Source organism: Rathayibacter sp. PhB127, assembly GCF_003751665.1.
Classification (GTDB): Bacteria; Actinomycetota; Actinomycetes; order Actinomycetales; family Microbacteriaceae; genus Rathayibacter; species Rathayibacter festucae.
In genome coordinates, this window is sequence record NZ_RKHW01000005.1 from 196,764 (window position 1) to 216,638 (window position 19,875).

The following is a 19,875-nucleotide window of genomic DNA, read 5'->3' on the forward strand; positions in this document are numbered from 1 at the left end:
CCCGTGCGGTCAGCCGGCGGCGCGGTTCCCGCGTCGACGGCGGCCGAGGAGCAGGCCGAGCGCGCCGAGCAGGCCGAGGACCCCGGCGGCGGGCAGCGCGGACGCCGCATCGACGCCGGTCTCGGCGAGACGGGTGGCGGAGGCGTCCGTCGTCGGCCTCGTGCCGGTGACGCCGGAGTGAGGCGAGCCGGAGCCGCTACCGGACGGGGTGGTGCCGGTGGTGCCCGTGCCTGACGTGGTGGTGCCGGTGCCCGACGCGGTGGTGCCGGTGCCCGACGCGGTGGTGCGGGACGCCGTGGTGCGGGCGTCCGACGTCCCGGCGCTCGCCGCCGCGGCGCCGCCCGAGGAGGTCGTCCCCGAGGCGATGGTGCCGGTCGTCGTGCCGGCTCCCGGTCCGACGGCGCCCGGGGTGGCGGTCCCGGTCGTGCCGGTGACGGTCGGGCGAGTGCCGGTGGTGCCGGTGTCCGTAGTGCGCGGACCGGCGGTGCTCGGGCGCGTGCCGGTCGTGCCGGCGTCGGTGGTGCCCGTGCTCGGCGTGCCGGTCCCGGCTGTTCCCGGGGTCCCGGTCGCGGGGGTGCCCGTCCCGGTGGTTCCGGCACCGGTCGTGCCCGTTGCCGGTACGCCCGTGCCCGTGCCCGGCGTGCCGGTGGGCGCCGGGGTGGCCGGCGTGCCGGTGGGCGCGGGAGTGGCCGGCGTGTCGGTCGGTGCGGGAGTGGACGGGGTGCCGGTGGGTGCGGGAGTGGAGGGGGTCCCGATGGGTGCGGGGATGGACGGGGTGTTGGTGGGTGCGGGAGTGGTCGGCGTGCCGGTGGGTGCGGGAGTGGAGGGGGTCCCGATGGGTGCGGGGATGGACGGGGTGTTGGTGGGTGTGGGAGTGGTCGGCGTGCCGGTGGGTGCGGGAGTGGAGGGGGTCCCGATGGGTGCGGGGATGGACGGGGTGTTGGTGGGTGCGGGAGTGGACGGGGTGCCGGTGGGTGCCGGAGCCGACGGGGTCCCGATGGGCGCGGGCGTGGACGGGGTGCCGGTAGGTGTGGGAGTGGACGGCGTACCGGTGGGAACAGGACCTGACGGGGTCACGGTGGGCGCGACGGTCGACGGCGTGCCGGTGGGTGCGGGGATGGACGGGGTGCCGGTCGGGGCGGGAGTCGAGGGGGTCCCGGTGGGCGCAGGTGTCGGCGCGGTGCCGGGGCCGCCGGTGGTGCTGCCCCGGGGGATCGGGACGGCGGTGACGAGGAGGTCGGAGGTGTATGCGGCGCCGCGTGGAGTGGTCGCGGTGATGGTGCCCGAGCGGCGGTACTCGCCCGCCTCCACGTCCGACTGCTCGACAGGGCCCGCGAGAGTGCGGACCGCGCTCTCGCCCGGCGCGAGGGTGAACGGCGGCAGTGTGTCGACACGGACGTCGGTGAGCGCGACGTCACCGCGGTTGACGATCGTGAAGGTCGTGTCGACGATGGTGCCCACGGCGACGGCTGCTCCCGGTGCGAGCCTGGGGGTGCTCGTGGTGGTGACCGCCAGGAGGGGGCGCTCGACGGGGATCGCGAGCTGCGCGCCGCTGCGCACCGTCGTGGGGCGGCCCCCGATCACGGCGGTGGTGTCGGCGACGATGTGGGTGAGGCCGCTCGCGAGGTCGTCCTCCGTGACCGTGGACTCGAGGTGCAGCTCGGCGCTCCCGCCGGGCGCGACGAGCGCCGCCTTCTCACTGGTGCTGCCGGGGCTGCCGGGGGCGGCGCCCACCCGGACCGCGACGAGGTCCCGCACGTCGCCGGCGCCGGTGTTGGTGACCGTCGAGGTCCAGCGGACCTTCGTGCCGGCCGTCACCTGCTCGCCGGGCTTCAGCACGAACTCGCCCCGGAATCTCCAGGCCGCGTCGCTCGGACCGTTGGCCGCCGGTCCTCCGGCGGTGGCACCCGGTGCGGTCCCCGTCGTGCCGGGCGCGGGCGTCGCGGTGCCGGCCGGGCTGGAGATCGTGGGCGTGGGCGTGGGCGTGGGCGTCGGTGTCGGTGTGGGCGTGGGCGTGGGCGTGGTCGTGGTCGTGGTCGTTGTCGTTGTACCTCCCGCGGAGCCCGGAGTCGTGCCGGTGGGGGCCGGCTTCGGGATCGCGAGAACGATGGTGGCGGGGGTGGACCGGTACTCGGCGCCCCGGGGTGTCCGTGCGGTGGCGAAGCCGCCCACGCGGCGGTACTCGCCCGCGGTCAGGTCCGACAGCGAGATCGTGTCCGAGAGGCGCTGGACGCTGACCTGGCCCGGCGCGAGGCTGAACGGGGGGAGTCCGGCGAGTCGGATGTCGTTCAGTGCCACGTCGCCGCGGTTGGTCAGCGTGACGGTCGCGTCGACCACGGTGCCGAGGGTCACCGGTGCGCCGGGTGCGAGCCGGAACGACGGGGCGTAGGTCACCTCCAGGGCGGGCCGCTCGGCGGCCGCCGCCGGGCCCCCGGGCAGGGCGAGCTCGCCGACCACGGGGAGCGCGAACCTGCCCTGCGTCGAGCTGAGGTCCCAGGTGAACGCGTACGACACCTTGCCGGTATCGAGATCGGCCTGGGTGACTGTCCGAGAGAACGTGACGTCCCGACCGTCGCGGCTCTCACCCGGTGGGATGACGAGGCCGGATCCGGAGACCGTGACCGGGACAGGGCCGTCGTTGCGGAAGGTGACGATCCACGTCACCTTCGTGCCGACCGTCGGCTTCTCGCCCGGCTTCAGCTCGAGCGTCCCCTTCGCCGTCGCGCTCACGAGGTGGTCCCCCGTGGCGGCCGGAGACGTCGGCGGAACGGGTGCGGGGGTCGACGGCGTGCCGGTGGGTGCGGAAGTGGGCACGGTCCCGGTGGGCGCCGGAGTGGAGGGGGTCCCGGTGGGCGCGGGAGTGGACGGCGTGCTCGTGGGGATCGGCAGCACGACGACGATGTCGGGGGAGAAGTACTCGACACCGCGGGGGGTGCGTGCCGTCATGTTGCCCGAGCGGCGGTATTCGCCGGCTTCCACGTCCCAGTCCTGGATCTCGCCCGTGAGGACCCGGACAGCGCTCTCGCCCGGCGCGAGGGTGAGCGGGACCAGCTTGTCGATCCGGACGTCGGTGAGCGTGACGTCGCCGCGGTTGACGATCGTGAGGGTCACGTCGAAGACGGTGCCGGCGACGGGGGTCGCTCCCGGCGCGAGCCTGGGCACGATCGTGGCGGTCACGGCGAGGAGGGGGTTCTCGGCGGGGATCGCGAGCGTCGCGCCGCTGCGGACCGAGATCGTCTTCCCGCCGGTCACCGCGTTCGCATCGACGACGAGGTGGGCGAGGCCGCTCGCCAGGTCGTCCTCGGTGACGGTGGACTCGAGGTGCAGCTGCGCGGTCCGGCCCTTGGCGAGGACGGCCAGCTTCTCGCTGGTGCTGCCGGGGCTGCCGGGGGCGGCGCCCACCCGGACCGCGACGAGGTCGCGCAGATCGTCGGGGCCAGTGTTGGTCAGCGTCGAGGTCCAGCGGACCTTCGTGCCGGCCTTCACCTGCTCGCCGGGCTGCAGCACGAACTCGCCGCGGAACCGCCAGGACTCGTCGGCAGTGCCGCTCGCCGGGGAGCCTCCGGCGCCGGCACCCGGCGCGGGAGCCGGCGTGGCGGTGCTCGTCGCGCCGGCGACGTTCGGCTTCGGGAACGGCAGCCTCACGGGGGCGATGGTCTTGTAGGCGGCGCCCCTCGGGGTGCGCGCGGTGACGTAGCCCTCGCCGCGGCGGTACTCGCCGGCGTTCACGTCCAGCTGGTCGACCTTGTCCTTGACGCCGAGAACGGCCTGCTGGCCCGGCGCGAGGCTGAACGGCGTGGTGCCGGTGACGGTGATGTCGTGGAGGGTCACCTCGCCGCGGTTGGTCACCGTGACGGTCGCGTCCACCACGGTGCCGAGGACGACGGGCTGGCCCGGTGCCGGCTCGAACCTCGGGGTGAAGACGACCTCGAGCGCGGGGTTCTCCGCCGGGATCGGCAGCTCGCCGCGCACGGGGATCCAGTGCACGCCCGCCGGCGTGACGACGCCCCAGGTGTTCGCGTACCTCATCACTCCGGCATCGAGATCGGCCTGGGTGACCGTCTGCTCCTTCACGTCGTCCCGACCGTCGCGGCTCTGCCCCGCCGGGATGGAGAACTGGGTTCCGTAGACATCGGCGGTGGCCGTGCCGTTGTTCCGGAAGGTGATGATCCACTTCACCTTCGTGCCGACCACCGGCTTCTCGCCCGGCTTCAGCTCGAACGTCCCCCTCACCGTCGCACTGACCAGGGAGTCCCCGGTCATGGGCGCGGACGGCGGCGGAGCGGGCTGCTGCTGGGCGGCGGCGACCGGCGTCTCCGACGCGGCGGCAGGAGCCTCGATCGTCGGCGTCGGCGTCGGCGTCGCGTCGGGTGCCGATGGCGCGAGAGAGGGGACCGGTGCCTCCGGCGCGGCCGTGACGCTCGGCGGGGTCGTGACGTCGACCGCGGCCGGGGCCGGAGCGAGAGCGGCCGCGGGCGGGGCGGTCTCGGGCGTCGGCGCCGGGGGAGCGGGGGAGGGAGCGGCGTCCGGCACAGCGGGGGCGGCGCTCGGTGCGGCGGAGGCGGCGGCCGGGGCGGCCTCGGGCGCAGCGGGTCCGACCGACGGCGCGGCATCGTCCGGTGCGATCGAGGGCGTGGGCGCCGGGAGCGCGGGCACCGACGGGGCGTCCTGTGCCGGTGCCGCGGTCGTGGCGTCGGCGCCTCCTTCGGCGTGGGCGGCGACGGAGGTCGTTCCGAGCAGGCAGGCGCTCAGCGCGACGGACGCGGCGATGCTGAGGGGCGTGCTGGGCGTTCGGCGCGGTCTTCGGGGGTCGGGGCGTGAGGGGGTCAAGGGCACTCCTGGGCAGGGATCGGCGAGAGGTCGAAACGATTCCGGGAAGATTCACACAGGTGTTTCCAGGGCTGCGAATATCTGGCGCGGAAGCGGGTGCCCGGCAGTCTTCGACACCGTTGGCGGTGCAGGACGACCGAGGGCCGGTGGCGTCGAATCGAGTCGACGCCACCGGCCCTGGGCCTGACCGACGGTGCGTCAGTCGGCGGTGCGGTGGCGACGGCGGCGGGCGCCGAGCAGCATGCCGAGCGCGCCGAGGAGCCCGAGGGCGCCGGCAGCCGGAAGCGCGGACGACGCGTCGACGCCGGTCTGGGCGAGGTGCGCTGCGGAGGCGCCCCCGCGCTGCGGAGTCGTGCTCGCCGCGGCCGGGGCGCTGGGCGCCGATCCTGCGGCTGCGTCGCGACGCGCGCCCGCGGCACCGGCGAGTGCCACGAAGCCGGCCGGGGCGCTCTCGTCGGCGGTCGCCGTGCCGACGGTCGGCCCGGTCGCGGAGGCGGTTCCTCCGGTGGTCGCGGCCTCCGTGGTGGTCCCGGTGCTCGTCTCCGTCTGCGTCGGCGTGCCGGTGGCGGGTCCGTCCACGGCCGCCGGGATCGGGAGGACGCCGAGGAAGGGCGCGGAGGTGTAGTCGGGGCGGTCCTTCCGGATGCCCGTGGCGGTGGAGACCCGTCGCACCACTCCCGCGTCCAGATCCATCTGCGTCACGGCGTCGACCACCTGGTAGACCTTCGTCTCGCCGACGGCGATGCTGCCGGGACCCTGCTGGTCGAGGTCGAGGAAGGACACGTCGCCGGTGTTCGTCACCGTGACGGTCCAGATGATCGTCGAGCCGACCGTGACGGGCTGTCCCGGCTCGAGGTCGAACGCGCCGGTGGAGCTCGCCTCGAGGCGCGGGTGCTCGGTGCCGATCGCGAGCTCGCCGGAGGCGGAGGCGGAGAAGGGGCCGTCGCCGGTGCGGCCGACCACGTCGGCGACGAGGAGGGTGCGGTTCTCCGCGAGGTCCTGCGCCGTGACGGTGGTCTCGAGGTGCAGCTGCCGGGTCTCGCCCGGGGTGAGGACGGCGATCGTCTCGCTGTGGGCGTCACCGTCGGCGGAGAGGTCGTGCAGGTCCGTGCCGGCGGTGTTCGTGACCGTGACGGTCCAGCTCACCCGGGTGCCGGCCTTCACCTGCTCGCCCGCCGTCAGCTCGAACGCGCCGGTGGTGATGACGGCGACGCGTCCCTCGTCGGAGGTGAGGTCGAGCGAGTCGTTGAGCCGGAGGTCCACGCTGGAGCCCGACGGGGTCCGGCCGGTCGCGTGGAAGGTGTCGAAGGTGAAGCCCTGGACGATGTCCCTTCGGGTGACGGTCGTGTAGAAGGTCAGGTCCTTCGTCTCGCCGACGGCGAGGGCGGTGTGCTCTCCCGCATCGGTGACGTGGACGTCGGAGAGGGCGACGTCGCCGGAGTTGGTGAGCGTGGCGGTCCACTTCACCGGCGTGCCGACCTGCACCCGCCCACCGGCCGGGAGCACGGACTCGCCGGCGATCCTCCCGGTGAGGGAGGGGTGCTCGGCGGCGGCCGGAGCCGGGGCCGGCGTCGGGAGGGTCAGCTCGCCGCGCGCGGGAATCGTGTAGCGGCCTCCCGGTGCCTCGACGCCGAACTCGCTCTCGTAGCGCACGACGCCGGCGTCCAGGTCGGCCTGGGTGATGGTGCTCGGCTTGGTGGTGTCCTCGACGTAGCCGCTGCGGCCGGGGGTGAGCTCGAGGGTGGTTCCGTCGATCTTCACGGTGTCGGGGCTGTGGTGGAGGAAGGTGACGATCCACTTCACGGTGGTGCCGACCGTCGGCTTCTCGCCCGGCTTCAGATCGGGGACGCCGCGGACGGAGGCGGTCACCCGGTCGGACGCGGTGGTGGTCGGAGTGGGGGCGGGTGCGGGGGTGGTCGGCGCGGGGCTGGTGGTCGGCGTCGTGCTCGGCGTCGGTGCGGTCTCGGGCAGATCGAGTGCGCCCTGCGCGCGGATGATCTGGCGGCCGTCGCTGGAGACGATGTCGTAGCGGCTGGCGTAGGTGACGCGGCCGGCGTCGAGGTCGGCCTGGGTGATGGTCGTGGGTGCGAGGTTGTCCTCGACCTCGCCGCTCTCGCCGGGCTCGAGGTGCAGGAGCGCCTTGAGGACATCGACGGGGTGGGAGGTGGAGTTGTGGAGGGTGACGGTCCACTTCACCGCGGTGCCGACGGTCGGCTTCTCGCCGGGCTTCAGATCGAGGACGCCCTTCACCGTGGCGGTCACGCCGTCCGATGTGGAGGCGACGGGTGCCGGAGCCGGCTGCTGCTGGAGGGTCGAGACCGGCGTCTCCGTCGCCGCCGCGGGCGCATCGGCCGGCGCGTCCTGGAACGCCGGGGCCGGGACGACCGGCACCTCGGCCGCGGGTGCAGTCGGCGCCGAGGTGACGGCAGGGGTGATCTGCGCGGTCGCTTCATCGGCCTCAGCCGGAGCGCTCGCCGCGGAGGAGGCCGGGGAGACGGGCTCCGGGGTGCTCGCGGGAGCAGGGGTCTGGCTTGCAGGCGCGGAGGCGGCCTCGGGTGCGGTGGGTGCCGAGATGACCGGCTGTGCGGTGGTGTCCGCGGGGACGGCCTGCGCGGTCGTCTCGACGGGGACGGCCTGTGCGGTGGTCTCGACGGCGGCGGGAGCGGTGGACTCGTCGGCGTGGGCGACGAGGGCGGTGGAGCCGAGCAGGCAGGCGCTCAAGGTGAGCGAGGCGGCGATGCTGAGCGGTGCTCCGAGGGGCCGGCGGGGTCCCTGGATGTCGTGGCGGCGGGGGGTCATGCGAACTCCTAGGCGGTGGTGATTCGAATATCGAGTGAAGCTCGGAAACGATCACATCGGAGAGGAGGAGTTGACACATCGGTGGCGTGGAATGGGCAATGAGGCGCTCGATGAGAGTGATGGCACTCATGTGCAGTCGTGGCGGGCGTTGTGTCGAAGTGGGCAGGTCGGCGTCGAGGGAGGGCCGGTCATGGGCCCGATCGGCCGGGTTCTGCTGGTGGCAAGGCCCCGGGGAACGCGAGAACGGCCTGAACCCGTCCGGGAGGGCGGGTTCAGGCCGTCGTGGCTCGGCGGCGGTGTCGAAGGGCGTCGACTCCGCCGGCGAGCGGTCAGTGGGCGGAGCGGTTGCGCCGGCGACGACGCCCGACGAGCACGCCGAGCGCGCCGAGTGCGCTGAGGATTCCGGCGGCGGAGAGCGCGCCGGCCGCGTCGGACCCGGTCTCCGCGAGGCGGTTCTTCGACGCCTCGGCGGCGTTCGAGCTCTTCGTGGTGGAGCCCGTGGTGCCGGCGGCTGCGGGCACGACGGGGGCCGGGGTGGTCGGTGAGGGCTCCGGTGCCGGGGTGGGTGCCGGTGCAGGGGTGGGCGCCGGAGGGGTGGGCGTCGCCGGCGGGGTCGGGGTGGGTGCCGGCGGGGTGGGCGTGGGCGTCGGGAGGGCGAGTCGGGCGGTGACGGGTGTGCTGATCGGTTCGATCTCCTCCCCGGAGAGGTCGAGTCCGTCGACGATGTCGTCGAGCACGGTGTAGCCGTTGGTGAGGTCGGCCTGGGTGAGCTCGGTCGTGGAGGTCAGCTCGTCGGTCTCGCCGGGCTGCAGGTCGAAGAAGTTCTCCGCGGTCCTGCTGGTGATGTCGTAGACGGTGTCGGCGCGGGTGTTGGTGACCGTGATGGTCCACTCGACCTCGGTGCCGACCGCGGGGTTCTCGCCGGGCGCGAGGACGAGCTCGCCGCTGGCGGACACCTCCAGCGCGCCCTGGGAGGCCGGGGTGGGCGTCGGTGTCGGTGCGGGCGTGGGGCCCGGAGGGGTCGGAGTGGGTGCAGGCGGGGTGGGAGTGGGTGTCGGGGTGGGTGCAGGCGGGGTGGGAGTGGGTGTCGGGGTGGGTGCAGGCGGGGTGGGAGTGGGTGTCGGGGTGGGTGCAGGCGGGGTGGGAGTGGGCGTCGGGGGAGGTGTCGGCGTGGGTGTCGGGCTGGGGAGGGCTAGTTCGCCGTTGAGGTGTGCGTAGGTCAATGCGCCGCGAGGTGTCGTCGCGTCGACGAACACATCCAGGTCGGCGTAGCCGTCCGCGAGTTGCTTCTGGTCGAGGGTGGTCGACGTGGTCACCTCGCGGGCCTGACCGGGTTCGAGGCGGAAGCCTGGTTCGGCGAAGACGGTGGCGACGTCGTCGAGGGGGACGTCGCCGGTGTTCGTGACCGTGACCGTCCACGTCACCTGGGTGCCGACCTGGGGCTTCTCGCCGGGTTTGAGGACGAGTTCGCCGCGGGCGGTCGCGCTCAAGGAAGCGCCCCGGGCGGGTGTCGGCGCCGGGGTGGTCGGGGTGGGGGTCGGGGCCGTCGGAGTGGGCGCCGGCGTGGTCGGAGTCGGGGTCGGTGTGGGCGTCGGGTTGGGGAGAGTCAGTCGGCCGCGGACGCGTGTGTAGACCGAGACGCCGTCGGGTGTCCTCGCGCCGGTGAACTCGTCGAGGACAGCGGAGCCCTCCGTGAGTTGCTTCTGCGTGAGGGTGGTCGACGAAGTCAGCTCGAGGGCCTGGCCGGGTTCCAGATGGCGGCCGGGTCCCGCGATCGTTCGGGCCACGTCGTCGAGGGGGACGTCGCCGGTGTTGGTCACCGTGACGGTCCACTTCACCTGGGTGCCGACCGTCGGCTTCCCGCCCGGCGGGAGGACGAGCTCGCCGACTGCGGTCGCGCTGAAAGCGGCGCCCTTCGCAGTCGCGCTCGCGATCGGCGTCGGGGTGGCCGTCGGCACCACGGCGGCGTGGGCGGCCGTGGCGGAGCCGAGCAGCCCGACGGACAGGGCGAGGGAGGCGGCGACGGTGAACGGGGTCCCGGCGCAGCGGCGCGGGCGGAGGGAGTCGGGACGACGGTGCACGGGGCTCCTCGAGAGGTGATGAAAGACGAGACGACGAATGCTCGCATCCACCCGCATCGGCCGTCGAACATCTGGCGCAGGCAAGACGGTCTGGCGTTCACAGCGCACGCTGGCGCGGGCGATGGTTCTCGGGCTGGTGAGCTCCGCTGTGACAGGTCGTGCGACCCTCCCGCCTGCGCAGTGGTGATCGTGCGGGGAGCGCGGGAACGGCCCGGGTCCGATGGAGACGCGGGCCCGGGCCGTTCCCGATCACCGGTGGCGTCGAAGGGCGACCGTGCCGAGGGTGAGGATCCCGGTGGCGGACATCGCTCCCGCCACGCCGGAACCGGTCTCTGCGAGGCGGCGCTTCGATGCCGTCGTGGCCGAGGAGCTCGTGCCAGCCGAACTCTTCGCGGTCGAGCCGGGCGGGCAGGTACGAAGGACGCAGGGGTACCTGATCAGGTCGCCGGCACCGGGGCGGCCGGGGCGAGCGCCGGAGTGGCCGGCGAGGCGCCCGGAAGCGCCGAAGCGGGTGCCGGTGCGGTCGGGCTCGGAGTCGGGCTGGGGAGGACGAGGAGGCCGCGGATGCGTGCGGAGACTCGTGCGCCGTCACGTGTCGTTGCGCCGGTGAACACATCGAGGTCCTCGTAGCCGGCTGCGAGTAGCTTCTGGTCGAGAGTGGTCGACGATGTCAGTTCGCGGGCCTGGCCGGGCTCCAGGACGAGGCGGTAACCCGCGATCGGGAAGGCGACGTCGTCGAGGGGGACGTCGCCGGTGTTGGTGAGGGTGATGGTCCACTTCACCTCGGTGCCGACCGTCGGCTTCTCGCCGGGCTTGAGCACGAGCTCGCCGCGGGCGGTGGCCGTGAGCGCGCCCTGACCGGCCGGGACGGGTGCCGATGTGGTCGGAGTCGGGCTGGGGAGGTCGAGGCGGCCGCTGATGCGTGTGGCGATTCGTGCGCCGTCAGGTCTCGTCGCCGTGGCGAAATCATCGAGGTTGGCGAAGCCGGTCGCGAGTCGCTCCTGATCGAGGGTGGTCGACGAGGTCAGTTCGCGGGCCTGGCCGGGTTCCAGACGGAGGCCGGGTCCAGCGAATCTCGAGGCGGTGTCGTCGAGGGGGACGGTGCCGGTGTTGGTGACCGTGATGGTCCACTTCACCTCGGTGCCGACCGTCGGCTTCTCGCCGGGCTTGAGCACGAGCTCGCCGGTCGCGGTCGCCTCCAACCCGAGGGCGTTGACGCTCGCGCTCGCGGTGGGGGTCGGAGTGGCCGTCGGCGCCACGGCGGCGTGGGCGGCCGTGGCGGAGCCGAGCAGCCCGACGGTCAGGGCGAGGGAGGCGGCGATGGTGAACGGGGTGCCGGCGCAGCGGCGCGGGCGGAGGGAGTCGGGACGACGATGCATGGAGGCTCCTCAGGAGTGGATGGAAGAACAGACGACGAATGCTCGCATCCAGCCGGATCGGCTGTCGAACATCTGACACAGGCGAGACGGTCTGGCATCCGCAGCGCACCGTGGCGCGGGCGATGGATTTGAGACTGATGAGCTCGGCGGTCACGGGCTGCGCGATCTTCCCGCCCGCGGTGGGGGCGATCGTGCGGTGAGCGCGGGAACGGCCCGGGTCCGCTGAAGAAGCGGGCCCGGGCCGTGGTGGATCGCCGGTGGCGTCGAAGGGCGTCGACGTCACCGGCGATCGGTCAGTGGCCGGCTCGGTCGGTGGCCGGACGGGTGCGGCGACGACGGCGGCCGACGAGCACGCCGATCGCGCCGAGTGCGGTGAGGATCCCAGCGGCGGACAGCACGCCCGCTGCGTCGGACCCGGTCTCGGCGAGGCGGCGCTTCGATGTCTCAGCGGCGGCCGGGCTCGTCGCAGTCGAGCTCTTCGCGGCCGAGCCGGCCGAGCCGGCTGAGCCGGTGGATCCGGTCGAGCCCATCGGGCCCGTCGAGCCCGTCGTACCGGCGGTCGCGGGCAGGACAGCTGCCGGGGTGCCTGTCGCGGGTGCGGGTCCCGGGGCGACCGGAGCCGCCGTCGGAGTGGCCGGTGTGGGGCTCGCAGGGGTCGGGCTCGGGGTGGGCGTCGACGGAGGTGCGGGTGTGGTGGGTGTGGGTGTGGGTCCCGGAGGGGTGGGCGTCGAGGTAGGTGCGGGCGAGGTGGGTGTGGGCGAGGGCGTGGGCGCCGGAGGAACCGGGGCGGCGAAGGTGAGCTTGGAGGTGAGGAAGGTCGTTGTCTCGACACCTTCGGGGCTCTTCGCGGTGAGGAGCGTCTTGAGGACGGCGAACCCGTCGGTGAGGTCACCTTGAGTCAAGGTGGTCGACGTCTTCAGCTCGCCGCTCTTGCCGGGCTCGAGATCGAGGCTGTCGCCGTCGGGCTTGGCGGTGACGTCGCGGACGGGGACTTTCCCGATGTTGGTGACCGTGATGGTCCACGTCACCTCGGTTCCGACCTTCGCGGTCTCGCCGGGCAGGAGGACGAGCTCACCGTGGGCGGACGCCTTCACCAAGGGGTTCAGCACCGGTGTCGGGGTGGGTGCGGGCGTCGGGCTGGAGAGGGCGAGTCGGCCGCTGACGCGTGTGGAGACTGGTTGCCCGTCAGGTGTCCTGCCGCCGACGAGCTCGTCGAAGTAGGCGTAGCCGTCCGCGAGTTCCCTCTCGTCGAGGGTGGTCGACGAGGCGAACTCGCGGCCCTGGCCGGGTTCCAGATGGAGGCCGGGCCCTGCGAACGTACTGGCGACGTCGTCGAGGGGGACGTCGCCGGTGTTCGTGAAGATGATGGTCCACTTCACCTCGGTGCCGAGCGTCGGCTTCTCGCCCGGCTTGAGCACGAGCTCGCCGCGGACGGTCGCCGTCAGGGCGCCCTCACCGGCGGGGACGGGTGCCGGTGTGGTCGGGGTGGGCGCCGGTGTCGTCGGGGTCGGAGCCGGCGTGGTCGGAGTCGGTGCGGGAGTCGCGCCGGGGAGGGCGAGTCGGGCGGTGATGTCGGTCCGGATCTTTGCGCCGTCGGGTGTCGTTCCGCTGACGAAGTTGTTGAGGTCGATGTAGCCGTTGGTGAGGTCGTTCTGGTTGAGAGTGTCCCGCGCGGCGACCTCGCGGGTCTGGCCGGGCGCCAGGGTGACGCCGCCTTGGACGAGTACGGGGGCGATGCCGGTGAGGGGGACGTCGCCGGTGTTCGTGAAGGTGATGGTCCACTTCACCTCGGTGCCGACCTTGGGCTTCTCGCCGGGTGGGAGGACGAGCTCGCCGACTGCGGTCGCGCTGAAAGCGGCGCCCCGTACGGGTGTCGGCGTCGGTGCCGGTGTCGTCGGAGTGGGCGCCGGTGTCGTCGGAGCGGGCACAGGTGTCGTCGGTGTGGGCGTCGGCGTCGGCGTGGCCGTGGGGATGGCCGTGGGCGTGGGCGTGGGCGCGGGTGCGGGGGTGGGGAGGTCGTGTCGGGCGGTGATGGGGGTGGTGATCTCGGTGTCGGTGGGGGTGAGTGCGGTGGCCTGGGTGGTGAGGAGGGCGTAGCCGTTGCTGATGATGTTCTGGGTGAGGAGGTCCTGCTCGATGAAGTCGTGCTTCTCGCCGGGCTGGAGGGTGATCAGTCCGGCGCTGAAAGTGGTGGCGACGTTGTGGAGGGGGACGTCGCCTGTATTGGTGACCGTGATGGTCCACCTCAGCGGTGTGCCGGAGGCCGGCTTCTCGCCGGGCTTGAGGAGGAGCTCGCCGCGGGTGGTCGCGCTCAGGGAGGCGGAAGCGGCGGTCGCGCTCGCGGTGGGGGTCGGAGTGGCCGTCGGCGCCACGGCGGCGTGGGCGGCCGTGGCCGAGCCGAGCAGCCCGACGGTCAGGGCGAGGGAGGCGGCGACGGTGAACGGGGTGCCGGCGCAGCGGCGCGGGCGAAGGGAGTCGGGACGACGATGCACGGAGGCTCCTCGGAAGTGGATGGAAGGTGAGACGACGAATGCTCGCATCCTCACATTCGGACCGTCGAACATCTGGCACGGACGGGACGGTCTGGCGCCCGTAGCGCACGCTGACGCGGCACGGTCGACTGGCGCAGGCCGTGTCCTCCCGCAGCACTCGGCCCGCTACAGGAAGCGCAGCGCCAGGTGCAGGTCGACGCGGTCGGCCATCGCGGAGAGGTCGCGGCCGGTCAGCGCCTCGATCCGCTGCATCCGGTAGCGGAGGGTGCTGGCGTGCAGGTGCAGGCGGTCGGCGGCCTGGCGCCAGGAGCCGCCGCTCTCGAGGAAGACGCGCAGGGTCTCGACCATGTCGCTGCGGTGCTCGTCGTCGTAGCGGACGAGCGGCCCGAGGACGGCGAGCGCGAAGGCCGCGCGGGTGCGCGGGGCGACCAGCTCGAGCAGGGCGTCACTGGAGACGGGGACCGTGTGCTCGACGATCGAGACGGGCTCGTCGGAGGAAGCGCGGCTCGCGCGCTCCCGGGCTGCGAGGAGTGAGACCCCCAGCTGTTCGACGGCGCGCGAGGCATCGCCCACGCCGATCGCGATCCGGCGCTCGTGCAGCAGCCACGGCGCCGCCTCGACCGCCGTGCGCAGCGCGGGCCCCGGCGACGACCTCTCGTCCGCGGGGTCGCCGAGCAGCAGCACGGCGGCCCCGTCGAGCACCGCGCCCAGCGCCCGCGCATGCTCGCGCTCGGCGGCCGCGCGCAGCGGCTGCAGCAGCGCCTCCGGGGGCAGCGACGGGTCGTCGGTGCGCGCGACGACCACCCGGAGCGGCGCGCCGAGGCGGAAGCCGAGCAGTCGTAGCCGCACGGCGGTCTCGGACTCGGGCAGCTCGTCGTGCAGGAGCGCCCGGAGCAGGTCGAGCAGCGGAGCGGCCGACGTGCGCTCGCGCTGGCGGGCGAGGTCGAGCCGGCCGGCGACCGCGCCGGCGAGCAGCTCGACGCCGTCTGCGGTCTCCTCCGACCAGCCGCGCTGATCGCCGGTGACGACGAGCACGCCGAGCCGCTCGCCGGCGGCGGAGAAGAGGGCCCGGCGGGAGAGCGAGCGGCCGTGCTCGGTGACCTCCCAGCGGCTGTCGGGGGAGGAGAGCGAGGCCTCCCAGGCGGCGCCGTAGTCGGCGGCCGTGGGCAGTCCGCCGGCGGAGGCGACCAGGGTGCCGGCGCGGTCGACCGCCCAGCTGCCGTGTGCGAACTCCTCGAAGAAGGCGCGCAGAGCGACCTGGACGCCCTCGCCCGAGGCGGGGTCGGCGAGGAGGCGCCGGGCGAACCGCGCCTCGCGGCCGAGCGTCGGCAGGTCGGCCTGCGCGATCACTCCGGCGACCGTCTGCGCGATGGTCTTGAACGACACGTCCGGCGCCACCGTCAGCAGGGCGATGCCGTGCCGGCGGCAGACCTCGAGCATCCCCTCCGGCAGCGAGCCGACTGCGATCAGGCCGACGACGATGGCCACGACTCCGCGGTCGGCGACGCCGCCGACGAAGCGCTCGACGCTCTCCCGGCCGGAGGTCCAGAGCGCGCTCGTCAGCACCACGTCGCCGGGGGAGAGGAAGCGTCCCGGATCCGGCAGGTCGATCGTGTACGTCCCCGAGATCGCACGGGCCAGCTGCACGTCGTCGCCGCCGACCAGGGTGAGCTGCAGCTCCGGGTGGCCGAGCAGCTCGCGGACGTTCACCCAGGTCTCCTCGTTCGTGCGGCGGACGCTCTCAGACTAGGCGGCGGGCCGAGGGGCCGGCGACGGTCCGCCGGTGCCGGCTGGGTGGGTCTGCGGACTCGACTTCCGGAGGTGGGGGATCTCGATACGCCCGCTGCGCGGGCTACTCGATCAGCATGGCTCTGCTGGTCGAGTAGCCCCGCAGGGGCGCATCGAGACCCGCCGTTGTCCGCCAAGCGGGTCTGCAGGCCGGGCTTCCGGGGGGTGGGGGATCTCGATACGCCCGCTGCGCGGGCTACTCGATCAGCATGAGTGGGCGACCGCCTTGCTCAATCAGCATGGGTGCGCAGCCCCGCTCAGCGGATGCCGCTGCGGGCGAAGCCCTGGACGAAGTAGCGCTGGAAGGCGAGGAACAGCAGCACCATCGGCAGCACCGCGATCAGCGGCTTGCTCAGCGGCAGGACGATCTGCAGGAACACGCGCAGGTGGCCGGCCCCGTCGATCCGCGCAGCCTCGATCAACTCCTCCGGGATGGAGAGGAAGAACTGGCGGGCGAGGAAGATCCCGAAGGCGGCCGCCGCTCCCGGCAGGATCACCGACCAGTAGGGGCCGTAGATCTGCAGCCCGGTGACCAGCTTGAACTGGGCGACCATGATCGCCTGCACCGGGATCATCATCGTCGCGAGCGCCAGCAGGAAGAGCAGGTTGCGGCCCGGGAAGCGCAGCTGGTGGTGCGGGAAGGCAGCGGCGGCGCCACTTCATGCTGGTCGAGCAGCCCCGCAGGGGCGTATCGAGACCCGCCGCGACTAGCAGGGCGGGTCCAAATATCCCTGTTCTGGCGGTGGTGGATCTCGATACGCCCGCTTCGCGGGCTACTCGATCAGCAGGGGGGTCCCACGCCGCAGGGGGATCCCACGCCGCAGGGTGACTTTCCTCAGCCGGCGGGCAGGATCACGCGGAAGCGCGCTCCGGCGGCCCCGGGGAGGCAGACCAGGTCGCCGCCGAGGGCGCGCGCGAGGCCGCGGGCGATGGGCAGGCCGAGGCCAGAGCCGCCGTCCGCGCGGTTGCGGGCGTCGTCGAGGCGGACGAGCCGGTCGAAGACGCGGTCGCGGTCGGCCTCGGGGACGCCGGGGCCGTCGTCGTCGACCGTCACGGTGACCCGGCCGTCGGCATGCGCGAGCGTGACGTCGATCCGGGAACGGGCGAAGCGGGCGGCGTTCTCTAGCAGGTTGCCGACGATCTGGCCGAGCCGGTCGGCGTCGGCGTGCACGGGCGGCGCTGCGGGGTCGCGGTGCAGGACGATCTCGGGGCCGGAGTCGCGCAGCAGCTGCCGCTCGATCGCGGCGGCCGCCACCGCGCCCGCGTCCAGCGATCGGGCGTTGAGGGCGAGTCCCTCGTCGAGCCGCGCCATCAGCAGCATGTCCTGGATGAGCCGCCCGGCCCGCAGCGATTCGCGGACCACGTGCACCGACAGCCGCTCGCGCTCCTCCTCGGAGCCGTCGGCGCGGACCAGGGCGTCGGCCGCCGCCTGGATGCCGGCGACCGGGGTGCGCAGCTCGTGCGCGGCGTCCGAGACGAAGGCGCGCATCCGGCGCTCGGCGGCCAGGGCGGACTGCTCGGCCTGCTCGAGGTCGTCGAGCATCTCGTCGAACGCCGTGGCCGTGCGGCCGAGCTCGGTGCCGGGCCGCGAGGGGCGCAGGCGCCGGCCGCGGTCGCCGTGCGCGATCGAGCGGGCGACGGTGGTCATCCGCTCGAGCGGGCGCAGGGTCGCGCGGACCACCAGGACGAGGGCGCCGGCGGCGAGCAGGAGGAACACGGCCGAGGCGCCGAGCAGGATCCCGTTCAGCGACGCGAGGGTCGAGCCCACCGAGCCCGCCTCGCTGCTGAGCGTCAGGACGGTTCCGTCGCTGAGGACGGACTGCAGGGTGATCAGGCCGTCGTCGCCGGAGACGCTGCTCGAGGCGACGGTGACGGTGGCGTCGCGGGGCGTGGGCGCGGTGGCACCGGTGCTCCCGGGCGGGCTCGGCGGCTCGCCCAGCTGGTCCGCCGCTCCCGGCCCCTGGCGCAGCTGCTCAGGGCTCGGGCCGGCGACGACCTCCTCGCCGTCGGGGCTCTGGATCCGCACCGCGACACCCTGCGCGGAGAGCCGCGAGGCGAGCTCGTCGTCGGCGATCGTGCCGACGAGAGCCGCGGCGGCCGAGGCGCGATCGGCCAGGCGCTCCTCGATCTGGTCGCGGAGGCGCTCGCCGAGCACGACCTGCACCGTCGCGGACAGCGCCAGCAGCAGCACCGCCAGCAGGGCGAGCACGGCGAGCACGGTGCGCAGGCGCAGGGAGCCGGTGCGCAGCGGGGCGGAGGCGGGGCGTGCGGCGGGGCCTGCGGGGGCGGTGCCTGCGGAAGCGGTGCCCGCGGCGTCGGCGCCTGCCGGCACGCTCATGCCTCCACCCGGTAGCCGAGGCCGCGGACGGTGTGGATGAGGCGGTCGCCGTGCGCCTCCATCTTCTTGCGGAGCGAGCTGAGGTGCACCTCGACGAGGTTCGGGTCGACGTGGTCGTAGCCCCAGACCTGGGTGAGGATCTGCGTCTTGGTGAGCGTCCGGCCGCGGCTTCCCGCGAGGAACGCCAGCAGCCGGAACTCGGTGGCGGTGAGGTCGAGGGGCTCGCCGCCGCGGCGGGCGCGTCCGGCGTCGGGGTCGACGACCAGGTCGCTGATCTCGATGATCGAGGGGATGCGGCCGCGGCGGCGGAGCACCGCGGTGACCCGGGCGACCAGCTCGGCGAGGACGAACGGCTTGACCACGTAGTCGTCGACGCCCTCGTCGAAGCCGCGGAGCCGGTCGTCGACGGCGTCGCGCGCAGTCAGCATGATCACGGCCGCGTCGCTGGTGCGCCGGATCCGCTCGGCGAGCACGATGCCGCTCGGGCCGGGCAGCATCCAGTCGAGCACGACCAGGTCGGGCGCGAAGTCGGCGAGCTCGCGGGCGAGGTCCTCGCCGGTCGGCAGGGCGCGCACGGTGTAGCGCTCGCCGCGGAGGGCGGCCTCGACGGAGGAGCGGATGGCGTCGTCGTCCTCGACGAGGAGCACGCGGGCGGAGGGGAGCATGCTCCGACCGTAGGGGGCGCGGATCGGCGTCGACCGCCACTCCGCTGGGGAGCCTCTGTTCTTAAGGACCGCTTCAGATTCGGCTCGGAATCTGAAATGGAACCGGCCGCAACCGCTCCCGAACGGGAACGGCACCGGGCCGGACCGAGGAGACTCCCATGAGCAAGACCCCCGACAGCCGCACCCCCGGAACCCAGGGCTCGGGCACTGAGGGCCAGGGCTTCGGCCCGCGCAGCCCCCGGACCCGTGCGATCGCGCTCTGCATCGCCGCCGGCGCCCTCGGCTTCGCCGCGATCGGCTCGACCGCCGCCTTCGCCGATTCCGCGCCCACCTCCGGCTCGACGAGCTCGAGCACGATCGAGACGACGCCGAGCGCGACGGCCAGTGCGACGCCGACCCCGGACTCCAGCGACGCGCCGACCCTCACCGGACCGGCCTCGACCGGCCCGGCCGCCTGCGGACCCGCGGGCGCCGGACTGCCGAAGCCCCCGGCGCCCGGTGCGGACGGCACGATGCCGACGCCGCCGGCTGCGCCTGCCGAGGGTGAGGCGCCGACCCCGCCCGCGGCGCCTGCTGACGGCGAGGCGCCGACGCCTCCCGCGGACGGCTCGATGCCGACCCCGCCGGCGGCTCCCGCTGATGGCGAGGCGCCGACGCCTCCGGCTGCCTCTGCCGACGGCGAGACGCCGACCCCGCCCGCGGCCCCTGCCGACGGCGAGGCGCCCACGCCTCCCACCGCTCCTGCCGACGGCGCGACGGCGACCCCGCCGGCTGCCCCGGCCGACGGCGAGGCGCCCACGCCTCCCGCCGCGCCCACCGACGGCGCGACGGCGACCCCGCCGGCCGACGGTGTGCTCCCGACCCCGTCCGCCGCGCCCGCGGACGGCGACGCCGTGACGCCGCCGACCCCGCCGGCCGCCCCCTCGGGCGACTGCGAGCTCCCGGCACCCCCGGCCGACGGCTCCGCACCGACCCCGCCCGCGCCGCCGGCCGCCGGTGAGGCGCCCGCCGGTCCCGCGCGCCCCGGCGCCGGCCGTGCCGCCGGTGAGGCTCCGGACGCCGGTGCGACCCCCGCCACCCCCAGCGACACCGCCACCCCCGAGGAGTCGGACGCCCCCTCCGGCAGCTGACCCTCCGGGCCGCACCTCCGGCACGCGGAACGACCTCCGGCTCGTCGGAATCCACGGATTCGACGAGCCGGAGGTGTTTCCGCGTGCCGGAGGTCCCGGTCCCGCGGCTTCGGCTCGTGAGATGACGTCGGGCTCGTCGAATTCATGGCTTCCGGTGAGACGAAGGCGCTTCCGCGTGCCGGAGGTGCTGGCCGTCTCGCAGGGCCCACTCCGCTGATCGAGTAGCCCGCGCAGCGGGCGTATCGAGATCCACCGGCGGCAGAAGTGGAGTCTGCAGGCCAGCCGTGCTGGGGACGGTGGGTCTCGATACGCCGCTGCGCGGCTACTCGACCAGCATGGTTCCGCGGGCAGCCGCGCAGCCGGGCAGCCGGGC

General features: G+C 74.2%; 10 protein-coding genes. 1 reads left to right on the forward strand and 9 read right to left on the reverse strand.

Translation table 11 applies throughout. From position 1 onward, the window contains the following. Nucleotides 1–9: 9 nt before the first annotated feature. From EDF22_RS19085 to EDF22_RS19145, 9 genes are all read right to left on the reverse strand, one after another. Nucleotides 10–4,830: an LPXTG cell wall anchor domain-containing protein gene (locus tag EDF22_RS19085; protein WP_148059246.1), complete on the reverse strand. Its 4,821-nt coding sequence runs from the start codon at nt 4,828–4,830 to the stop codon at nt 10–12. A 198-nt stretch (nt 4,831–5,028) separates the two neighbouring features. Then, nucleotides 5,029–7,629, reverse strand: coding sequence for an LPXTG cell wall anchor domain-containing protein (locus EDF22_RS19090; RefSeq protein WP_123706400.1), 2,601 nt, complete (start codon nt 7,627–7,629; stop codon nt 5,029–5,031). A gap of 329 nt (nt 7,630–7,958) precedes the next feature. Next, the gene (locus EDF22_RS19105) at nt 7,959–9,710 is read right to left on the reverse strand and encodes an LPXTG cell wall anchor domain-containing protein (RefSeq protein ID WP_185039138.1); all 1,752 of its coding nucleotides are present in this window, start codon (nt 9,708–9,710) and stop codon (nt 7,959–7,961) included. Between the two features lie 437 nt (nt 9,711–10,147). Beyond that, nucleotides 10,148–11,089: a hypothetical protein gene (locus tag EDF22_RS19110; RefSeq protein WP_123706401.1), complete on the reverse strand. Its 942-nt coding sequence runs from the start codon at nt 11,087–11,089 to the stop codon at nt 10,148–10,150. A 293-nt stretch (nt 11,090–11,382) separates the two neighbouring features. Next, nucleotides 11,383–13,581, reverse strand: coding sequence for an LPXTG cell wall anchor domain-containing protein (locus EDF22_RS19115; RefSeq protein WP_185039141.1), 2,199 nt, complete (start codon nt 13,579–13,581; stop codon nt 11,383–11,385). A 165-nt stretch (nt 13,582–13,746) separates the two neighbouring features. After that, entirely contained in the window at nt 13,747–15,291 is a 1,545-nt protein-coding gene (locus tag EDF22_RS19130) for a PucR family transcriptional regulator (protein WP_123706405.1), read from the reverse strand. 335 nt (nt 15,292–15,626) lie between these two features. Then, complete coding sequence (locus EDF22_RS19135; RefSeq protein ID WP_123706406.1) at nt 15,627–15,995, reverse strand: carbohydrate ABC transporter permease; 369 nt, start codon at nt 15,993–15,995, stop codon at nt 15,627–15,629. Between the two features lie 209 nt (nt 15,996–16,204). Continuing rightward, nucleotides 16,205–17,707, reverse strand: coding sequence for a HAMP domain-containing sensor histidine kinase (locus EDF22_RS19140; RefSeq protein WP_123706407.1), 1,503 nt, complete (start codon nt 17,705–17,707; stop codon nt 16,205–16,207). Beyond that, nucleotides 17,704–18,372 (reverse strand): response regulator transcription factor, encoded by a 669-nt coding sequence (locus EDF22_RS19145; RefSeq protein WP_123706408.1) that lies wholly within the window; start codon nt 18,370–18,372, stop codon nt 17,704–17,706. Before EDF22_RS19145 ends, EDF22_RS19140 begins: the two co-directional genes overlap by 4 nt. A gap of 158 nt (nt 18,373–18,530) precedes the next feature. Here EDF22_RS19145 and EDF22_RS19150 point away from each other — a divergent pair, with 158 nt between their 5' ends. Next, a complete protein-coding gene (locus EDF22_RS19150; protein WP_123706409.1) occupies nt 18,531–19,502 on the forward strand; it encodes a hypothetical protein in 972 nt (323 codons plus the stop codon). The last annotated feature ends 373 nt before the right edge of the window (nt 19,503–19,875 follow it).